Raw genomic sequence first — 17,698 nt, forward strand, 5'->3', positions numbered from 1 at the left:
CGACAGGGTCAGGAGATCACAACGGCCCGGCGCACCGACAGATCCGGGAACGGGCCAATTCCCGTCCGCCCACCGGCCGCTTCCCGCTACGCCCGCGCGGCCGCCACCCGGCCGGCGACCTCGCCGAAGCCGATCCGCGTTCCGTCCGGTCCGGGAGCGGTCGCCGTGATCACGACCTCGTCGCCGTCCTCCAGGAACGTCCGCCGCGTCCCGTCGGCGAGCACCAGCGGCTCCTCGCCGTTCCACGTCAGCTCGATGAGCGCGCCGCGCTGCGCCCGCTCGGGCCCGCTGACGGTGCCGGAGGCGAAGAGGTCCCCGGCCCGCAACGAGGCGCCGTTCACCGTCATGTGGGCGAGCATCTGCGCGTACGTCCAGTACATCGTGGCGAACGGCGGCCGGGAGACCACCTCCCCGCGCAGCCGCACCTCCAGCGCGATGTCCAGGCCGCGCGGCGGAACGGAATCGTCCTGGTCGTCGAGGTAGGGCAGCAGCGCCGCATCGCGGGCCGGCGGGGCGACGCGGGCCGCGGCGAGCGCGTCGAGGGGGACGATCCACGGCGAGACGGAGGTCGCGAAGGACTTGCCGAGGAACGGGCCCAGCGGCACGTACTCCCACGCCTGGATGTCACGGGCGGACCAGTCGTTGACCAGGCAGACGCCGAAGACATGGTCCTCCGCGTCGGCGAGCGCCACCGGCGAGCCCTGCGCGGTCGGGCCCCCGACGATGAAGCCGATCTCCGCCTCGACGTCCAGCCGCCGCGACGGCCCGAAGTCGGGGAGGGACTCGCCCGGCGCCCGCCGCTGGCCGCTCGGCCGTACGACGGGCGTGCCGGAGACCACCACCGTGCCGCTGCGGCCGTGGTAACCGATCGGCAGGTGCTTCCAGTTGGGCGGCAGCGCCGCGCCGTCGGGCCGGAAGATCCGGCCGACGTTGGTGGCGTGGTTCTCGGAGGCGTAGAAGTCGACGTAGTCCGCCACCTCGAACGGCAGGTGCAGCGTGACCGCCGGTCGCGGCAGCAGGTGCGGCTCGACCGCCGGGCGGTGCGCCGGGTCGGTCAGCCAGGCGGTGAGCAGCGCACGGACCGCCGTCCAGGCGGGCCGGCCCGCCGCCAGCAGCGCGTTGAGCGACGGCGCCGCCAGCAGCGCCGCCGCGGCGTGTGCCGGCTCGTCCGCGGCCACCGCCCCCGCGTCGAGCACGTACTCCCCGACGGCCACGCCGATCCGCCGCTCGCCCGGCCGGTCCGCGGTGGTGAACACCCCGTACGGCAGGTTGTGCACACCGAAGGGGGAGTCGTCCGGCACGGCGACCCAGGTAGGGGCGGCCATGGCACCTCCATACGCGTCAGCGCCGCGCCTCCTCGCGCGGTCGGCCCACCCTAGCGTCCAGCGTGGCTGAGACCGCCGGACGGCTCGCATCGGTAGTGTCGCAAAAGCCGCACTTGTCGCGAAAGGTGCGTCGCGACGAGAGGGGAAGGCGATCTCCGGGACCGCGAACCAGCCGCAGGAAGCCGACCAGTTGCGGGCCCTGCTGCGTCAGCCGCACTACCGCAGGACGCTGTTGTCCTCCGCCGTGCTCGGCATCCCGGTGTCCTTCCTCGCGTTCTGGTTCCTCGTCGGCCTCCACGAACTGGAGAAGCTGGTCTGGCAGGAGTGGCCGCGGCACCTCGGCCACGACCAGCCGCCCTGGTGGTGGCCGCTCCCGCTGCTGGCGATCGCCGGTCTGGCCGTCGGCCTGGTCGCGAAGCGCCTCCCGGGCGGCGGCGGCCACATCCCGGCGTCGGGGCTGCACTCCGGCGGGGCCGGCGCGGCGGCGGTGCCCGGGGTCGTCCTGGCGGCCGTGGCGAGCCTGCCGCTGGGCGCCGTCCTCGGCCCCGAGGCGCCGCTGATCGCGTTCGGCGGCGGCATCGCGCTGGTCTTCCGCACCATGGTCCGCGCATCCCCCACTCCCACCGGCACCGTGCTGCTGGGCGCGGCCGGTGCCGCGGCCGCCATCGCGACGATCTTCGGCAGTCCGCTCGTGGCGGCGGTGCTGCTGATGGAAGTCGCGGGCGTCGGCGGTCCGCAGCTGTTCGCCGTCATGCTGCCCGCCCTGCTGTCCAGCGGGGTCGGCGACCTCGTCTTCACCGGGTTCGGCCGCTGGACCGGTCTCAAGACCGGCGGCCTGGAGATCGGCCTGCCGAAGCCGTCCGCACTGGACACCGGCGACGTCGTGTGGGGCGTCCTCATGGGCCTGGTCGTGGGGGTCCTCGTCCACTGGATCGTCGTCGGCGGCCGGTACGCGGCGGTCCTCGTCTCCCGGCGCCCCCTGCGCAACACCGTCGCCTGCTCGGTGGCCGCGGGCGTCTGCGTGGCCGCCTACGCCCTGCTGACCGGGCGTTCACCGGCCGAGGCGGCGCTGTCCGGGCAGAGCACGCTGCCGCAGCTCGCCGCCGACCCCCACGCGTGGCCGGTCACCGCCCTGGTCGCCGTACTGGTCTTCAAGTCCCTGGCCTACGCCCTCTGCCTCGGCAGCCTGCGCGGCGGCCCGATCTTCCCCTCCCTCTTCCTCGGCGGGGCCTGCGGCGTGCTCCTGGCCCCGCTGCCGGGCTTCGGCCTCGTGCCCGCCATGGCCGCGGGGATGGCCGCCTCGTGCGCCGCGGCGATGCGGCTGCCCGTCAGCACGGTCGTACTCGTCGTCCTCCTGCTGGGCAACGCCGAGTCGGTGCCGGTGGTCGTACTGGCGGCGGTCGTCGCCTTCGTCACCACCGAACTGCTGCCCCAGGGACCGGACATCCCGTCGTTCGGCCGCGTCACGGACTGAGCGGGGAGCGGGGAGCGGGGAGGCAGCCCCCCGGCGTCAGGCGTCCCGCGCGGTGACCCGGCCGGTCCGCACGGCGTCCAGGAGTGCCTGGTGGTCGCGCTCGTTCTGGTCGGCGTACAGCTCGGCGAAGTCCGCCAGCGCCCGGTCGAAGACATCACCGCGGCCCAGGTAGGCGGCGATCGCGATCCGGTCCCCCGAGCGCGCGTGCGCGCGGGCCAGCGTGGCGCCGCACATCCGGCCGAAGATGCCCATCACCTGGGGCGACATCGTCTCGGCCACCACGATGCCCTTCCAGTCGCGCAACTGGCGCACATAGAAGTCCCGCCGGCGGCCGTCGATGCCGTGGACGCGTTCCCAGCCCAGGAAGATGTCGCTCGTCGCCTGCATCAGCCGCTGCCCGGCCACCACGCGCTCGCCCTGCGTCCGCTGCAGGCAGGCGCCCACATGCCGGGCCAGCACCGACTCGTCGGCCTCCTTGGCCTGGAGGAACAGCGGGTCCTCGTCGTCCTTGCCGAGCAGCAGGACGATCCAGCAGCGGGTCCCCACACTGCCCACCCCGACGACTTTGCGGGCGATGTCGGCGACCCGGTACTGCTCCAGCAGCGTGCGGCGGTCGGACTGCAGGGTGTGGCCGTAGCGCTCCATCAGCCGCGCCAGCTCGCGCTCCACCCCGGCGTCCCGGGTGTCCGGCAGATCGCGCAGCGGCGTCAGCAGCGGCGGGTCGGGCACGATGCGCCGCTCGCCGTCCACCACATGCGTGAGCTTGACGAACGCCTGGAGCGTGTCGTGCGAGCGGGCCCGCTCCTGCGAACGCTCCCAGCGCGCCCGGTCCCGCGAGCCGAGCAGAGGGGCGAACCGCTCCTGCAGCCGGTCCGCCTCGAAGTGGGTGTACCAGACGTCGAGATTGCCCATCCGGGCGAAGCGGCGCATGTGCTCGCGGTACCCCCCGACGGCGGCCAGGACGGTCGCCGCACGTTCCCTGGCGGAGAAGCCGGCCGCCCGGCCCGCGATGACGAGACTGGCGGCCAGGCGCTTGACGTCCCACTCCCACGGTCCGGGCAGCGTCTCGTCGAAGTCGTTGATGTCGAACATCAGCCGCCGCTCGGGCGAGGCGAGCAGCCGGAAGTTGAGCATGTGCGCGTCCCCGCACAACTGGGTGCGCAGCCCCGTCACCGGCGTGCCCGCGAGATCGGCCGCCATGACGGCGGCCGCGCCGCGGTAGAAGCGGAACGGCGACTCGGCCATCCGGCCGTACCGGATCGGCACGAGTTCGGGCACCCGGCGCGCGGACTGGTCCTCGATCACGTCGACGGGGTCGGTCCGGAGCGGCGAGGGCTCCCACTGCGCGTGACCCGACCGGGGCGTGGTCCGACGTGCGGCCCTGCCCAGCGCCGCACGCTCGTCCGGCGATAGGTGCTCCCGCTCGCCGGCCGCCGCGGCCGGCTCGTCCTGCCCGTCCGTCATGGCGCCGTCCCTAGTGGCTTCCGCCGACCACTGTGAAGCTCTTCCATGGGGCCTGGCCTGGTACGCCCGGGTCACTGGTCTGCGAGGACAGGTAGAACTGGCTGGTCCCCGTGGCGTTGTGGCAGTCCTCGCGGGTGTAGAGGATCACGTCGTTGACGGTGTTGTTGTCGATGGACTTCGCCCCGGGGGCCGTCAGCGGGTGGCACCCGTCGACCGAGGGGCTCTCGATCTGCTGCGCCTTGCCGTCGGTGGTCGTGTAGACCAGATTGCCCACGGCCTGATGGGTCATACCGGAGCACGCCGCGGTGCCGAGGAGCAGGAGCAGGGCGCCGGCGTGAAGGCCGGGCCGGCGGAGAGCGGCCATGGTGAGCGTCCTCGTCTGTACGGGGGACCGGTACTGAGGGCAACGCTGCCGCCTGCGCCGGCCCCTGTCACCCGCAGCGCGACCAGTCGGCTGAATCGACGGCGGTCCTACACCGCCGCGGGCCTGCGCCCCGGAGCGGTGCACAGGGCCCAGACGACGACGCCGTCGAGGAGGATCATCGCCAGTGCCCAGAAGGGGGTGTACGGCAGCCACATGAAGTTCGCCAGCAGCGCGAGGCCGACGATCGCCACGCCCGCCATGCGCGCCCACAGCGCGCCCCGCAGGAGCAGCAGTCCGATGAGGACGATCAGCACTCCGAGGACGAGATGGATCCAGCCCCAGGCGCTCAGGTCGAACTGGAACGTGTAGTTGCTGGTCACGACGAAGACGTTGTCCTTGGCGATCGCGGCGACGCCCTGGAGGATCGCCGAGATGCCACCGAAGATCATCAGGACGGCGGCGAAGACGATCCATCCGGAAGCCGCGGAGCCGTCCGTTCGTGGAGTGGCCATGGTGGGCTCCTTACTCTTCGGAACCAGCGTGCCACGGTCCGCAGCGGACGGCATGCGGAGCGCGTCGGGCCGGGCGAGGGCCCGGCCCGGGTGCCGTTCCGGGGCCCGGAAACGCCGAAGGGCGGCACCGCCGTACTCCGGCCGTACCGCCCACAGGCTTCACATGGTGTCCGAGGGGGGACTTGAACCCCCACGCCCGATAAAGGGCACTAGCACCTCAAGCTAGCGCGTCTGCCATTCCGCCACCCGGACAAGGTGTCTACCGCCCGGCGCTTGGGCCCGGCGACGTGGAAAACAATAGCAAACATCCGGGGCCCCTCGATCAACCCGGCCGCCGGGGCCCGCGTGACGGCCGCACGAAGGGGCCCGGGGGGCCTCGCGGCCCGGTGGGGGTGCGGGGGAGGATGGGGAGATCGACCAACGAAGGAGACAGCGTGAGCGAGTCGAGCCCGGCCGTCCGTACGACCACCGGCGAGGACGAGGTCGCCGGCCTCTGCCGTGACCTCATCCGGATCGACACCAGCAACTACGGCGACCACTCGGGCCCGGGCGAGCGGGCCGCCGCGGAGTACATCGCCGAGAAGCTCGCCGAGGTCGGCCTCGAGCCGCAGATCTTCGAGTCGCACCAGGGCAGGGCCTCCACCGTCGCCCGCATCGCCGGCGAGGACCCGTCGCGGCCGGCCCTGCTCATCCACGGCCACACCGACGTCGTGCCCGCCAACGCCGACGACTGGACCCACCACCCGTTCTCCGGCGAGATCGCCGACGGCTGCGTGTGGGGCCGCGGCGCGGTCGACATGAAGGACATGGACGCGATGACCCTGGCGGTCGTGCGCGACATGCTGCGCAGCGGGCGCCGCCCGCCGCGCGACATCGTGCTCGCCTTCCTCGCCGACGAGGAGGCCGGCGGCGTGTACGGGGCCCGCTACCTGGTCGACAAGCACCCGGAGCTCTTCGAGGGCGTCACGGAGGCGATCGGCGAGGTCGGCGGCTTCTCCTTCACGGTCAACGAGGACGTGCGGCTCTACCTGATCGAGACCGCCCAGAAGGGCATGCACTGGATGCGGCTCACCGTGGACGGCACCGCCGGCCACGGCTCCATGACCAACAACGACAACGCGATCACCGAGTTGTGCGAGGCGGTCGGCCGGCTCGGGCGGCACCAGTTCCCGGTGCGTGTCACCAAGTCCGTCCGCGGCTTCCTCGACGAACTGGGCGACGCCCTCGGGACCGATCTCGACCCCGAGGACATGGAGACGACGCTGGCCAGGCTGGGCGGCATCGCGAAGCTCATCGGGGCCACGCTCCGCAACACCGCCGCGCCGACCATGCTGGGCGCCGGCTACAAGGTCAACGTGATCCCCGGCCAGGCCACCGCGCACGTCGACGGTCGCTTCCTGCCCGGCTACGAGCGGGAGTTCCTGGCCGACGTGGACCGCATCCTCGGTCCCCGGGTCAGGCGTGAGGACGTGCACTCCGACAAGGCGCTGGAGACGACGTTCGACGGGGCGCTCGTGGAGGCCATGCGGGCCGCCCTGAAGGCCGAGGACCCGATCGCCCGCGCCGTGCCGTACTGCCTGTCCGGCGGGACCGACGCCAAGTCCTTCGACGACCTGGGCATCCGCTGCTTCGGCTTCGCGCCGCTCCAGTTGCCGCCCGACCTCGACTTCGCCGGAATGTTCCACGGCGTCGACGAGCGGGTACCGGTGGACGGTCTCAAGTTCGGAGTGCGGGTGCTCGACCGCTTCCTCGCGAGCAGTTGAAACGACTCGCCAATTATCGACATTTCCTGCCGCTTAGCCGAAAAGAGTGAATGAATCCCAGCGGCAGTAGCGCGCCTTGTGTCCACTCGTTGGTTCCTGTGCGGTCCGAAGTTGGGGCCGTTTTGCCAACGAGGAGGAAGAATGATCAAGAAGGTCGTCGCTGCTGCCGTGGTCACCGGTGGGCTCGTGGCTGCGGGTGCCGGCGTGGCCGTCGCCGACTCCGGCGCCCAGGGTGCCGCTGTCGGTTCCCCGGGCGTGCTGTCGGGCAACGTGATCCAGGTTCCGGTGAACATCCCGATCAACCTGTGCGGAAACACGATCAACGTCGTGGGCCTGCTGAACCCCGCCGTCGGCAACGTCTGCCTCAACAGCTGACATCGCTTCGGGCCTCTTCGAAGGCCCGATCCCGGCCGGCCCCGTGAAGCCCCGCGCGGGCTTCGGGGCCGCCCCGGCTGGGGGAGTGCCGGTATTCGTGTCCGGGGGGGTCATCCATTCCCCCGGCGGGTCATCGCCCGTCGGTTTCCGTATCCGGAAGAGCAAGGCAAGGAAATACAATGCGACAGGTTGCAAAGAAGGCGCTGATCACTGCGGTCGCGGCCGGCGGTGCGCTCGCCGTCACCGGCGGCATGGCCCACGCGGACTCCCACGCGTCCGGCGTGGCCGCCGGCTCGCCGGGCGTTCTGTCCGGGAACCTGATCCAGGTTCCGGTCAACATCCCGATCAACCTCTGCGGCAACACCATCAACGTGGTGGGCCTCCTCAACCCGGCGGCGGGCAACGTCTGCATCAACGGGTCCTTCGGGCACCGCGAGGTCCGCGTCTACAAGAAGGGCTTCCACAAGGAGGGCGGCTTCCGCAAGCCCATCGGTGGCGGCTACATCGACAAGGACGGCAAGTGACGTTGCTTAGGGCCTCGTTGACGGCCTGAAACCGGTCGGCCCCGGAAATGCCCTGTGCGCTTCCGGGGCCGACCCGGTGGGGGAGGCGACATTCTGACGTCCGGGGGGGCGACCATTCCCCCGGCGGGCATTGCCCGCCGGTTTCCGTATCTGGAAAAGCAAGGCAGGGACATTCCATGCGACAAGTCGCGAAAAAGGGGCTGCTCACCGCGGTCGCGACCGGCGGCGTGCTCGCCGTGACCGGCGGTATGGCCGCCTATGCGGACTCCAACGCGTCCGGCGTCGCCGCCGGCTCGCCGGGCGTTCTGTCCGGGAACGCGATCCAGGTTCCCGTGAACATCCCGGTGAACGTCTGCGGCAACACCATCAACGTGGTGGGCCTGCTCAACCCGGCGGCGGGCAACACCTGCGTCAACGGGTCCTTCGGGCACCGCGAGGTCCGCGTCTACAAGAAGGGCTTCCGCAAGCCCGTGGGCGGCGGCTACCGCGACAAGGACGGGTACGCCGACAAGGACGGCGGCGGCCGCGGCGGTTCCACCCGCGGTGTCGACTCCGCGTTCGGCGGCCGCGGCAACGACGGCGGCCACGGTTTCGGTGGCGGCGACCACGGACGCGGCTTCGGCGGCGGTTCCGGCGGCGACCGCGACGGGCGCGGCTTCGGGCACGGCGGTGCGTCGGCCCAGGCCGCCGCGGTCGGCTCGCCCGGCATCCTCTCCGGGAACGCCATTCAGGCGCCGGTGAACATCCCGGTCAACGCCTGCGGCAACTCCATCAACGTCATCGGCCTGCTCAACCCGGCGGTCGGCAACACGTGCGTGAACGCCGGCGGCGGCGGCTACTACGGCGGCGGCAAGGGCCACGGGCACCACCCGCGCCCGCACCGCCACATCCCGCGCGACAACAACGACTACCCGGAGCACAACTACCCGGAGCCGGCCGGCGTGCCGGGCGGTGGCGGCCCGAGCCTGGCCCAGACCGGTTCCGAGGACATCGGCACCGCGCTGCTCACCAGCGCCGGCCTGCTGCTCGGCGGTGCCGTGCTCTTCCGCCGCGCTCGCGCGGCGCGTCGCTGAACGCCTCCGTCTCCCCCGATGGGGCGGCATGTGAGGAAAGGGGCCCCGCTGGCGCGGGGCCCCGCTTCATGTGGCGTACGTCACCATGTGGCGCGGACCTGGCGGATGATTCTTCGGCGCAGCCGAACCCGGCGGCTGCCGTCCGGGTAGAGGCGGAGACGGTCCAACTCCCAGTGCCCGTACTCCGCATGGTCGGTCAGCAGCCGCTGGGCCTCCTTGCGGGAGACGCCCCGTGGCACGTACACATCTCTGAATTCGTATTCAGGCATCGCATCTATTGTGCGGGGAGCGCCCCAGTACGGATAGCGTCTTCCGCATGTCTGATGTCGCGCAGCCCACTGTTGCCGAGGTACGTGCCGCCGTCGAAGCGGTGAAGGCCGCTCTGGACCGCCACCTGGCCGCGGTCGAGCACCGCACCGGGGAGGACGATCCCGCGGTCTACCAGGCCTTCGAGGCCCTGGCCTCGGCGGCCGAGGCCTACGACGAGCTGCTCTACGACACCTATGACGAGGTCACCCCCTTCGAGGTGCCGCTCGGGGACACGCTGCCCGAGTACGACGGTCCCGAGCAGCCGGGCGCGATCAGCGTCCTGATCCGCCGCGACTACACCGTGGGCGATCCGCAGCGCCTGGTGCAGCAGGCGGAACGTGTTGCCGACACCGACGCCGGGCGCGAGGGCGGTACCGAAGTCGCGGCCGCGATCGGGGCCCTGTTCGGGGAGTACGAGCCCGACGAGATCGCCGAGCGGCACAAGGAGTTCGGCCTCGAGGAGGGCGACTCCACGGTCTGGGTGACCGCGGTGGAGGCGGCGGAACCGGGCGAGTGGCTGGCCACCCCCTTCGAGCACGCCGATCCGCGCCACCTCATCTGCCGGTTCGACGTCAGCGCGGTCTTCGACGACGAGAGCGACGTGCTCGGCGAGGACCGCAGCGAGGCGTGACGCGCTCCGCGCGGGGGCCCGGGCAAGCCCGGGCCCCCGTGCCGTGCGCTACTGCGCCGACGCCGCCTGCTCGCGCAGGATCTCGCGCAGCCGCGTGGTGCGATCCCGGGCCGGGATCTCGGCGACGGCGCGCGGGAGCGCCTGGTCCACGCCGTGGACGACGGACAGATGCCGCTCGCCCCGGCCGAAGGCGGTGTAGATCCAGGCGCGGGTCAGGGTCTGCGCCGCGTCCCCCGGCAGCACGACGACGGCGGCCGGCCAGCGGCGGCCGGCGGCCTGGTGGGCGGTGACCGCCCAGCCGTGGCGCACCTGGCCGGCGACGGCGTCGGGCGCGACGACGACGGCGGCACCGTCGCAGTCCACCCGCAGGCCCTCGTCACCGCCACCGGTGACGGTGCCGGGCACGGTCGCGCCGGGGACGCGGGTCAGGAGCACCCGGTCGCCGGGGTCGAAACCGCCGAAGCGGCCGGGGCCGGGATTCAGCCGTTCCTTGAGCGCCGCGTTGAGCACCCGGGTACCGGCGGCGCCGCCGTGCCCCGGGGTGATGACCTGGGTGCTCGCGGAGGGCACCCCGATGACCCGGGGCACGGAGTCCGCGACCAACTGCACCGTGCGGTGCACCGCCTCGCCGGGGTCGCGCACCGGGACGATGACGACCTCCTTCTCCGGCGCCTCGACCTGTGTGAGCTCACCGATGCCGATGCCCGAGACCAGTTCGCCGATCGGCCCCGGGTCCGGCGTGCGCGAGGCGACCTGCGGGCACACCTTGGCCGCCGCCAGGTCGGCGAAGACCCTCCCGGGGCCGGCGGACCACAGCGACCCCGGGTCTCCGGAGAGAACCAGGCGCGCACCGTCGGGAACGCCCTCGACGAGGGTGGCCGCGGCCTCCACGTCCAACTGCGGGGCGTCCAGGACCGCCAGCAGGTCCAGTGCCAGCGTCCCGTCCTCGTCCCGTCCGGGCCCCTCGTGGCCGGAGAGCAGGCCCGCGACGGTGGCCACCGCGTCCGCGTCCGCGCCCGCCTCGGCCAGCCGCCTGCGGCCGTCCTCGGTGGCCGCCGCGGCGTAGGCGCGCAGTCCGAGCGCCCGGGCGGCCGCCACCAGGGCGGCGGGTTCGGCACGGGCCTCCTCGGCGCCCTGGTGGATCACGAGCCCGCTTCCCGCGGCGGCGCGCACCAGCGCGCCGGCGGACGAGGACGGCGCCGCGGCGGCCGCGCCCTCCCAGTCCGGTCCATCGTCGGGCGAGAAGGTGTTGAGCAGCCGCATGAGGCCGTCGGCGAGGCTCTCCTCCGCCATCGCCCACCGGTCCAGGCCGAGCAGCAGCCGCACCGGCTGCCCGTCGCCCTCGTCATCGTCGTCGTCGCCCGAGGCCTGCACGGGTCCGGCGCTGTCGTCGGGGACGTGGAAGAGCAGCGCCAGGCCGTCGGTGACGGCCGCCTTGAGCGCGTCGTCGGCGGCGGTGACCGCGTGCCGGCCCAGGGCCGCGCCGAGCACGGACCATTCGACCGCCGTGTGCCCCTGCTCGGCCGCCTGCTCCAGCAGCCGGACCACCAGGGCGCGCACCCGGCGCTCGTCCTCCGGGCCGGCGGAGCCGCCCAGCAGGGCCTTCGCGAAGCCGTCGGCCTGCTCCACCCGGACGCCGGGCACGGACAGCACCTGCCACGGGTCCTCGCGCAGCGCCTCGCCGGCCCGCTCGCCGAGCGCCGACACGGCCGCCTCCGCCAGTCCCTCCGGCGCGCCGCCCGCGGCGAGCACCGTGCGCGCGGCGGCCACCGCGTCCCCGCTCAGCAGGGTCGGAAGGGGCGCCGGGGCCACCGGGACGGGGGAGGGCGCGGCCACCGCCGGGCGTTCCGGGGCGGGGCGCGCGGGGGCGGTGCGGCCCCTGGGCACGGCCGCCGGCCGTTCGCCGCGCTCGATGGCCCGCACCGCGGCCGCCAGGTCCGACAGTTCCTCGGGCAGCTGCGAGCCGACGCCTTCGGTGGACGGGCGCGGGCGCCGGGGCGGCGGTGCGTCCTCGCCGGTGTCGTCCGCGGCGCCGGCGGACTGTGCCGGCGTCGCGTCCGCACCGGGTGCCGCCTCGGCTCCGCTGGTGTCCTCGCGGTCGCGGTCGTCGCGGTCCTCGGTCACGGTGGCCTCCGTAGTAGGGCGGACTACCGCCGGAGGACGCTCACAGCGTGCTCCAGTCGTGGTCCGGATAGCGGTGCAGCGGCGCCGAAACGTCGTCCAGCGCCTGGCAGATCTCTTCGGGAAGACTAAGGGCCTCCACTGACAAAGCCGCCGCCAGCTGCTGGGCGTTGCGCGCCCCGACGATCGGCGCCGCGACCCCCGGGCGGTCCCGTACCCAGGCCAGGGCCACCTGGAGCGGTGAGGAGGCCAGCCCGTCGGCCGCTATGGCCAGCGCGTCCACGATGAGCCGGGCCGTCTCGTCGAGGTAGGGCGCGACGAAGGGCGCCATGTCCTCAGAGCCGCCCCGCGAGTCCGACGGGGTGCCGTGCCGGTACTTGCCGGTGAGCACGCCCCGCCCGAGCGGGGAGGAGGGCAGCAGGCCCACTCCGAGGTCCAGCGCCGCGGGCAGCACCTCGCGCTCGATGCCGCGCTGGAGCAGCGAGTACTCCATCTGCGTACTCGACAGCGGCGTCCGCGTCTGCACGGCACGCTGCCAGGTGGCGGCCTTGGCGAGCTGCCAGCCGCAGAAGTTGGAGACGCCGACGTAGCGGGCGCGGCCCGAGGTGACGGCGAGGTCGAGGGCCTGAAGCGTCTCGTCGAGGGGCGTCGTGGGGTCGTACGCGTGCACCTGCCACAGGTCCACGTAGTCCGTCCCGAGCCGCTCCAATGAGGCGTCCAGGGCGGCGAGCAGATGGCCGCGGGAGGCGTCGAAGCGGCGGTCGGGGTCGCGGACGCTGCCGGCCTTGGTGGCGATCACCAGGTCCGCGCGCGGCACCAGGTCCTCGACGAGGCGGCCGAGCAGGTACTCCGCGCCGCCGTCCCCGTACACGTCGGCCGTGTCGACGAGCGTCCCGCCGGCCTCCCAGAAGGCCTTGAGCTGGTCCGCGGCGTCGAGTTCGCCGGTGTCGCGTCCCCACGTCAGCGTGCCGAGCCCGAGCCGGGACACACGCAGTCCGGTACGGCCGAGGTGCCTTTGCTCCATGAGGGCTGAGATTACTGGTCAACGACGGTATTTGGGCCCGAGTGGCGTACCCGACAGGCGCTGTGCCGCCGTCAGGGCGATATGGTTCGGGGAACAAAGACGTTACTCACTGGTAAGGGGAGCGCTATGCGGCTCGGGATCAACCTCGGCTACTGGGGCGCCGGGATGGACTCTGACAACCTCGCCGTCGCGCAGGAGGCGGACCGTCTCGGCTTCTCGGTGTGCTGGGCGGCCGAGGCCTACGGCTCGGACGCGCCCACCGTCCTGTCCTGGGTCGCCGCCCAGACCGAGCGCATCGACGTCGGCTCCGCCATCTTCCAGATCCCGGCCCGCACGCCCGCGATGACCGCCATGACCGCGGCCACCCTCGACTCGCTGTCCGGCGGCCGCTTCCGCCTCGGTCTCGGCGTCTCCGGGCCCCAGGTCTCCGAGGGCTGGTACGGCGTCAGGTTCGACAAGCCGCTGGCCCGCACCCGTGAGTACGTGGAGATCGTCCGCAAGGCGATGTCCCGCGAGCGGCTGACCCACGAGGGCGAGCACTGGACGCTGCCGCTGCCGGAAGGCCCCGGCAAGGCGCTCAAGCTGACCGTGCACCCCGTCCGCGAGCACATCCCGCTGTACATCGCCGCCATCGGCCCGAAGAACCTGGAGCAGACCGGCGAACTGGCCGACGGCGCGCTGCTGATCTTCCCCTCCGCCGAGCACCTGGAGGACACCGCCCTCCGCCACATCCGGGCGGGCCGCGAGAAGGCCGGGAAGACGATGGAGGGCTTCGACGTCTGCCCGACCGTCCCGCTCGCCCTCGGCGAGGACGTGGACGCGCTGGCCGACATCTTCCGCCCCTACACGGCGCTGTACGTCGGCGGCATGGGCAGCCGTAAGCAGAACTTCTACAACAAGCTCGCGCAGCGCATGGGGTACGAGAAGGAGGCCGCCGAGATCCAGGACAAGTACCTGTCCGGCGACAAGGACGGCGCCGCGGCCGCGATCCCCCGCGAGCTGATCGACTCCACCACCCTGCTCGGTTCCGTGGAGCGCATCGCCGACCGCATGCAGGCCTACGCCGCGGCGGGTGTGACCACGCTGACCCTCGCCCCGGCGGGCTTCACCCTGGACGAGCGGATCGCGGCCCTGCGCGCCGGGGTCGAGGCCCTGGAGCGGGCGGGGCTGGCCGAGTAGAGCGGCCGGGCAGAGCGGGAGCGCGGCGCGGCGACCACCGCGCGGCGGCGGCCGGTCCCGGCTCAGCCCGGGACCAGCCGCCCCAGCAGCCGTCCGAAGGCGGTCAGGCGCGCTATCTGCCCAGGGCCGCCGTCCTCGAGGGACTTGCTGAACCGGAAGGCCTCCGGCCGGAACCGGGCCGAGGTGATCGCCCCGTCGACGTCGCCGCGCACCGCGCTCAGCTCGTGCGGTATGGCGGTCGCCAGCACCACGTACACACCGCGGTCGACGCGCCGGCCCTGCTCGTCGTTGCCCACCAGGGTGCGCATCCCGACATGGCCGATGGTCTCCAGGGGAAGCACCTGCACGGAGGAGTCCAGGACGCGGCCGCCGGGGGCGTCCTCGTCGGCGACCTCCTCGCTGTGCCAGAGGATGAGCCGCCGCCCGTCGCAGACCGCGGCCTCCTGCCACACCGACGTCCCGGCCTCCGTGAGGTCCACCACGCGTTCGAGGGTGAAGCCGCGCACCCGGCGCCGGCCCATGACTCCGCCGATCGCCTCCAGGGCCACGTCGGCGTGCAGGAAGTAGGCGTGCGCCGCGTCGTCCAGGCGCGCGTACGGCGCCCAGTCGGAACCCGCGGGGCCCGCTGGACGCACCGTCGAGCGGCTCCGCGTCGCCTTGCTGAACATGTCTAGGTAGTAACCCCTCCGAGGGGCTATGAAATCACGAGCACCCGGGCCGGCCGCGGGGTCCCCTCGGTTTTCGCGGCCGTGGTGGGGGCTCGGGGGTCTTCCCCGCCACGGCCGTCACCAAACTCAACGCCGGGAAGCGCCAAGGGTTACGCACCCCTCACCCGATCGACCTCATCCGTTCGGCCGAGTTGACGCGCGGGCCTGTTGCCACAGGCTTTCCGGGGCATTTGACTCTTCATTTACGCATGGCTGATTTATTGAGTTATCCGGTGATCCATCCGGTTCGCGCAGGAGGTTCCCACATGCTCTCCGCCCGGAGTCTGTTCCAGGAGATCCTCGACCACGACGAGTCCTTCCGGCTCTTCTGCTCGATCGCCGCCAGTGGCGAGGCGCAGGGCGGATGGGAGAACGGACGCATCGCCGCCCTGGTCCCCGAGCCGGAGCGCGGCCTGGCACCCAAGATCGCCCGGCACGGCGCCGACGAGGACAAGCACGGGCGGATCTTCAACGCCCTGCTGCACAAGCGCGGCCTGGACCCCGTCCCCGTGCCCGCGGACACCGACTACACGATGCTGCTGGAGCGCGGCGGCATCGGCCTCGCCCACGACAAGCTCCGCCGCGACGAGCCGCTGACTGTCCGGGACGTCGTCACCTACCTCGCCCACAGCCGTGTCACCGAGCAGCGCGCCTCCGAGCAGATGGCCCGGCTCGCCAGGCACTTCGCCGACCACCCCGACATCGGCCGCGCCGTCCGCATGATCTCCCAGGACGAGGACAACCACCTCGCCTACTGCCACGAGGAACTGCTGCGCTTCGCCGCCGCCGGGCACGGCCGCGCCATCCGGCACACCCTGCGCGCGTGCGCGCTGGCCGAGATCCGCGTCTACCGGGATGTCAGCCTCGCCGTCATGGCCCACATGGGACGCGTCCTCGGCTGGTCCCGGGGCCGGTCCGCGCTGCTGCGCGCGGGCATCCACGCCGTGTACGCCTACGAGCGCCTGGGCGGCTGGCGGCGCATGGTCCGGCTGTCCATGCCGCAGCGCCGCAACGCCCTCGGCGGGACGGCCACCGCGGCCGAGGCGGCCGTCCCGTGACAGGCGCGGGTCCGTCCGGCTACAGCCAGCCGTGCCGCTTGAACGTCCGGTAGAGCAGGATCTCAGCCACCATGATGACGGTCAGGACCGCGGGATAGCCCCACACCTGGCGCAGTTCCGGCATGTGCTCGAAGTTCATGCCGTACACGCCGGTGAGCATGGTCGGCACGGCGGCCATGGCGGCCCAGGCCGAGATCTTGCGCATGTCGTCGTTCTGCCGCACGCCGACCTGGGTCAGATGGGCGCCGAGGATGTCGCTGAGCAGCCGGTCGAGCCCTTCCACCAGTTCGTTGGCCCGGGTGAGGTGGTCGGCGACGTCCCGGAAGAACGGCTGGGTGCTGGACGCCACATGCGGCACTGTGCCCGCGGACAGCCGGATCATCGGCTGCATCAGCGGCGAGGCCGCCCGCCGGAACTCCAGCAACTGGCGCTTGAACCCGTAGATCCGGCTGGCCGTGCTCTCCGCGCCGCGCCTGGCGGCGGTCCGCCGCAGCTCGGGAGCGAAGACCTCCGTCTCCAGCTCCTCCAGATCGGCCTGGAGATCGGCCGCCACCACGATGTAGTCGTCCACCACGGTGTCGCTGATGGCGTACATCACGGCGCTCGGACCGTGCTTGAGCACCTCGTGCTCGGTCTCCAGGCGGTGCCGGATCTCCCCGGGGGTGATGGCCTCGCCATGGCGCACGGTGACGACGAAGTCGTCCCCGACGAAGACCATCAGCTCGCTCGCGGTGACCGTGTCCAGGGCGTCGTCGTACGCCACCGGTTTGAGCACCAGGAAGAGCGAGCCCTCGTAGACCTCCAGCTTGGGGCGCTGGTGGGCGCTGAGGGCGTCCTCCACCGCCAGCGGGTGGAGTGTGAACTCCCGGCTGACGAGGTCGAACTCCTTCTCCGTGGGCTCGTACAGCCCGATCCACACGAAGGCGCCGTCCACCGCCCGCGCGGCCTCCAGGGCCTCGGCCACGTCGGTGGGGGTCGCCGTTCGCTCGCCGTCGCGGTACACGGCACAGTCCACGATCACGTATGTCTCTTTCCGCGAATCGCCGCCGACACACCGGTCCCGGGCTGGCCGTATGGTGGCGGTCATGTCCACCGTGATCCTGGTCCGGCACGGCCGGTCCACCGCCAATTCCGAGAACGTGCTGGCCGGACGGCTCCCCGGAGTCGCCCTCGACGAGACCGGCCGCGACCAGGCGGCGGACCTCGCCGCGCGGCTCGCCGCCCTGGCGCCCGCCGCCGTGGTCACCAGTCCGCTCCAGCGGTGCCGCGAGACGGTCCAGCCGCTGCTGGACGTGCTGCCCGACGTGCCCCTCCATGTGGAGGAGCGGATCTCCGAGTGCGCGTACGGCGACTGGAGCGGCCGCAAGCTCGCGGAGCTCGCCGACGAGCCCATGTGGGGCGTCGTGCAGCGCTATCCGTCGGGCGCCGTCTTCCCCGGCGAGGGCGGCGAGTCGATGCGCGCCATGCAGATCCGCGCCGTCGACGCCGTACGCGAGTGGAACGCCCGCATGGAGGAGGCCCACGGCCCCGAGGCGCTGTGGGTCATGTGCTCGCACGGCGACGTCATCAAGTCGGTCGTGGCGGACGCCCTCGGCATGCACCTCGACCTCTTCCAGCGCATCGCCGTCGACCCCTGCTCGGTGACGGCCATCCGCTACACCTCGGAACGGCCCTTCCTGCTCCGCCTCGGGGACACCGGCAGCCTCGACGGGCTCCGTCCGCGCGCGCAGCCCACGGCCGCGCCGGGGGACGCGGAGGTCGGTGGTGGTGCGGGCGCACCGTGATCAGCTTCCGC

General features: G+C 72.7%; 17 protein-coding genes, 1 tRNA gene and 1 pseudogene. 9 read left to right on the forward strand and 10 right to left on the reverse strand.

Annotated elements, in window-relative coordinates:
* Positions 1-86: 86 nt before the first annotated feature.
* Complete coding sequence (fahA, locus tag RV983_RS28550) at positions 87-1,325, reverse strand: fumarylacetoacetase (protein WP_475988585.1); 1,239 nt, start codon at positions 1,323-1,325, stop codon at positions 87-89.
* A 190-nt stretch (positions 1,326-1,515) separates the two neighbouring features.
* Here fahA and RV983_RS28555 point away from each other — a divergent pair, with 190 nt between their 5' ends.
* Positions 1,516-2,799, forward strand: coding sequence for a chloride channel protein (locus RV983_RS28555; RefSeq protein ID WP_475988586.1), 1,284 nt, complete (start codon positions 1,516-1,518; stop codon positions 2,797-2,799).
* A 36-nt stretch (positions 2,800-2,835) separates the two neighbouring features.
* Here RV983_RS28555 and RV983_RS28560 read toward each other — a convergent pair whose 3' ends face one another.
* From RV983_RS28560 to RV983_RS28575, 4 genes are all read right to left on the reverse strand, one after another.
* Entirely contained in the window at positions 2,836-4,263 is a 1,428-nt protein-coding gene (locus tag RV983_RS28560; protein WP_475988587.1) for a DUF2252 domain-containing protein, read from the reverse strand.
* Positions 4,264-4,273: 10 nt separating this feature from the next.
* Complete coding sequence (locus tag RV983_RS28565) at positions 4,274-4,627, reverse strand: hypothetical protein (protein ID WP_475988588.1); 354 nt, start codon at positions 4,625-4,627, stop codon at positions 4,274-4,276.
* A gap of 107 nt (positions 4,628-4,734) precedes the next feature.
* The gene (locus tag RV983_RS28570) at positions 4,735-5,139 is read right to left on the reverse strand and encodes a DUF7144 family membrane protein (protein WP_475988589.1); all 405 of its coding nucleotides are present in this window, start codon (positions 5,137-5,139) and stop codon (positions 4,735-4,737) included.
* Between the two features lie 164 nt (positions 5,140-5,303).
* Positions 5,304-5,391 (reverse strand) — tRNA-Leu (locus tag RV983_RS28575).
* Positions 5,392-5,543: 152 nt separating this feature from the next.
* Here RV983_RS28575 and RV983_RS28580 point away from each other — a divergent pair.
* From RV983_RS28580 to RV983_RS28595, 4 genes and pseudogenes are all read left to right on the forward strand, one after another.
* Positions 5,544-6,902: a M20/M25/M40 family metallo-hydrolase gene (locus tag RV983_RS28580; protein ID WP_475988590.1), complete on the forward strand. Its 1,359-nt coding sequence runs from the start codon at positions 5,544-5,546 to the stop codon at positions 6,900-6,902.
* 141 nt (positions 6,903-7,043) lie between these two features.
* Positions 7,044-7,277 carry a chaplin gene (locus RV983_RS28585; RefSeq protein ID WP_475988591.1) on the forward strand — a complete coding sequence of 78 codons (234 nt, stop codon included), beginning with the start codon at positions 7,044-7,046 and terminating at the stop codon, positions 7,275-7,277.
* Between the two features lie 179 nt (positions 7,278-7,456).
* Positions 7,457-7,705: pseudogene (locus RV983_RS28590) on the forward strand (chaplin); the annotation flags it as partial.
* 272 nt (positions 7,706-7,977) lie between these two features.
* Positions 7,978-8,874, forward strand: coding sequence for a chaplin (locus tag RV983_RS28595; protein WP_475988592.1), 897 nt, complete (start codon positions 7,978-7,980; stop codon positions 8,872-8,874).
* Between the two features lie 80 nt (positions 8,875-8,954).
* On the opposite strand, the gene RV983_RS28600 is transcribed toward RV983_RS28595, so the two are convergent.
* Positions 8,955-9,143, reverse strand: a complete 189-nt coding sequence (locus RV983_RS28600; protein WP_319661956.1) for a DUF5703 family protein — start codon at positions 9,141-9,143, stop codon at positions 8,955-8,957.
* Positions 9,144-9,190: 47 nt separating this feature from the next.
* Here RV983_RS28600 and RV983_RS28605 point away from each other — a divergent pair, with 47 nt between their 5' ends.
* On the forward strand, positions 9,191-9,814 hold the full coding sequence (locus tag RV983_RS28605; protein WP_475988593.1) for a hypothetical protein: 624 nt from the start codon (positions 9,191-9,193) through the stop codon (positions 9,812-9,814).
* Positions 9,815-9,862: 48 nt separating this feature from the next.
* Here RV983_RS28605 and RV983_RS28610 read toward each other — a convergent pair whose 3' ends face one another.
* Both RV983_RS28610 and RV983_RS28615 read right to left on the reverse strand, forming a co-directional pair.
* Positions 9,863-11,938 carry a helix-hairpin-helix domain-containing protein gene (locus RV983_RS28610; protein WP_475988594.1) on the reverse strand — a complete coding sequence of 692 codons (2,076 nt, stop codon included), beginning with the start codon at positions 11,936-11,938 and terminating at the stop codon, positions 9,863-9,865.
* A 40-nt stretch (positions 11,939-11,978) separates the two neighbouring features.
* A complete protein-coding gene (locus RV983_RS28615; RefSeq protein ID WP_475988595.1) occupies positions 11,979-12,959 on the reverse strand; it encodes an aldo/keto reductase in 981 nt (326 codons plus the stop codon).
* A gap of 126 nt (positions 12,960-13,085) precedes the next feature.
* On the opposite strand from RV983_RS28615, the gene RV983_RS28620 reads away from it, so the two are divergent.
* Positions 13,086-14,138, forward strand: coding sequence for an LLM class F420-dependent oxidoreductase (locus RV983_RS28620; protein WP_475988596.1), 1,053 nt, complete (start codon positions 13,086-13,088; stop codon positions 14,136-14,138).
* A 62-nt stretch (positions 14,139-14,200) separates the two neighbouring features.
* On the opposite strand, the gene RV983_RS28625 is transcribed toward RV983_RS28620, so the two are convergent.
* The gene (locus RV983_RS28625; protein WP_475988597.1) at positions 14,201-14,806 is read right to left on the reverse strand and encodes a hypothetical protein; all 606 of its coding nucleotides are present in this window, start codon (positions 14,804-14,806) and stop codon (positions 14,201-14,203) included.
* Positions 14,807-15,111: 305 nt separating this feature from the next.
* Between RV983_RS28625 and RV983_RS28630 the strand changes: the two genes are divergently transcribed.
* A complete protein-coding gene (locus RV983_RS28630) occupies positions 15,112-15,903 on the forward strand; it encodes a ferritin-like domain-containing protein (protein ID WP_475988598.1) in 792 nt (263 codons plus the stop codon).
* A 19-nt stretch (positions 15,904-15,922) separates the two neighbouring features.
* Here the strand turns inward: RV983_RS28630 and RV983_RS28635 are convergent, their stop codons facing one another.
* On the reverse strand, positions 15,923-16,924 hold the full coding sequence (locus RV983_RS28635) for a magnesium and cobalt transport protein CorA (protein ID WP_475988599.1): 1,002 nt from the start codon (positions 16,922-16,924) through the stop codon (positions 15,923-15,925).
* Positions 16,925-16,988: 64 nt separating this feature from the next.
* Between RV983_RS28635 and RV983_RS28640 the strand changes: the two genes are divergently transcribed.
* Positions 16,989-17,687 carry a histidine phosphatase family protein gene (locus RV983_RS28640; RefSeq protein WP_475988600.1) on the forward strand — a complete coding sequence of 233 codons (699 nt, stop codon included), beginning with the start codon at positions 16,989-16,991 and terminating at the stop codon, positions 17,685-17,687.
* Positions 17,688-17,698: the final 11 nt, after the last annotated feature.

The sequence above is a fragment of the Streptomyces sp. RLA123 genome (genome assembly GCF_056270165.1).

Coding starts and splice junctions, on each gene's coding strand:
- fahA (WP_475988585.1), bottom strand. CDS start 1,325: ATGGCCGCCCCTACCTGGGTCGCCGTGCCGGACGACTCCCCCTTCGGT.
- RV983_RS28560 (WP_475988587.1), bottom strand. CDS start 4,263: ATGACGGACGGGCAGGACGAGCCGGCCGCGGCGGCCGGCGAGCGGGAG.
- RV983_RS28565 (WP_475988588.1), bottom strand. CDS start 4,627: ATGGCCGCTCTCCGCCGGCCCGGCCTTCACGCCGGCGCCCTGCTCCTG.
- RV983_RS28570 (WP_475988589.1), bottom strand. CDS start 5,139: ATGGCCACTCCACGAACGGACGGCTCCGCGGCTTCCGGATGGATCGTC.
- RV983_RS28580 (WP_475988590.1), top strand. CDS start 5,544: ATGGGGAGATCGACCAACGAAGGAGACAGCGTGAGCGAGTCGAGCCCG.
- RV983_RS28585 (WP_475988591.1), top strand. CDS start 7,044: ATGATCAAGAAGGTCGTCGCTGCTGCCGTGGTCACCGGTGGGCTCGTG.
- RV983_RS28595 (WP_475988592.1), top strand. CDS start 7,978: ATGCGACAAGTCGCGAAAAAGGGGCTGCTCACCGCGGTCGCGACCGGC.
- RV983_RS28600 (WP_319661956.1), bottom strand. CDS start 9,143: ATGCCTGAATACGAATTCAGAGATGTGTACGTGCCACGGGGCGTCTCC.
- RV983_RS28605 (WP_475988593.1), top strand. CDS start 9,191: ATGTCTGATGTCGCGCAGCCCACTGTTGCCGAGGTACGTGCCGCCGTC.
- RV983_RS28615 (WP_475988595.1), bottom strand. CDS start 12,959: ATGGAGCAAAGGCACCTCGGCCGTACCGGACTGCGTGTGTCCCGGCTC.
- RV983_RS28620 (WP_475988596.1), top strand. CDS start 13,086: ATGCGGCTCGGGATCAACCTCGGCTACTGGGGCGCCGGGATGGACTCT.
- RV983_RS28625 (WP_475988597.1), bottom strand. CDS start 14,806: ATGTTCAGCAAGGCGACGCGGAGCCGCTCGACGGTGCGTCCAGCGGGC.
- RV983_RS28630 (WP_475988598.1), top strand. CDS start 15,112: ATGCTCTCCGCCCGGAGTCTGTTCCAGGAGATCCTCGACCACGACGAG.
- RV983_RS28640 (WP_475988600.1), top strand. CDS start 16,989: ATGTCCACCGTGATCCTGGTCCGGCACGGCCGGTCCACCGCCAATTCC.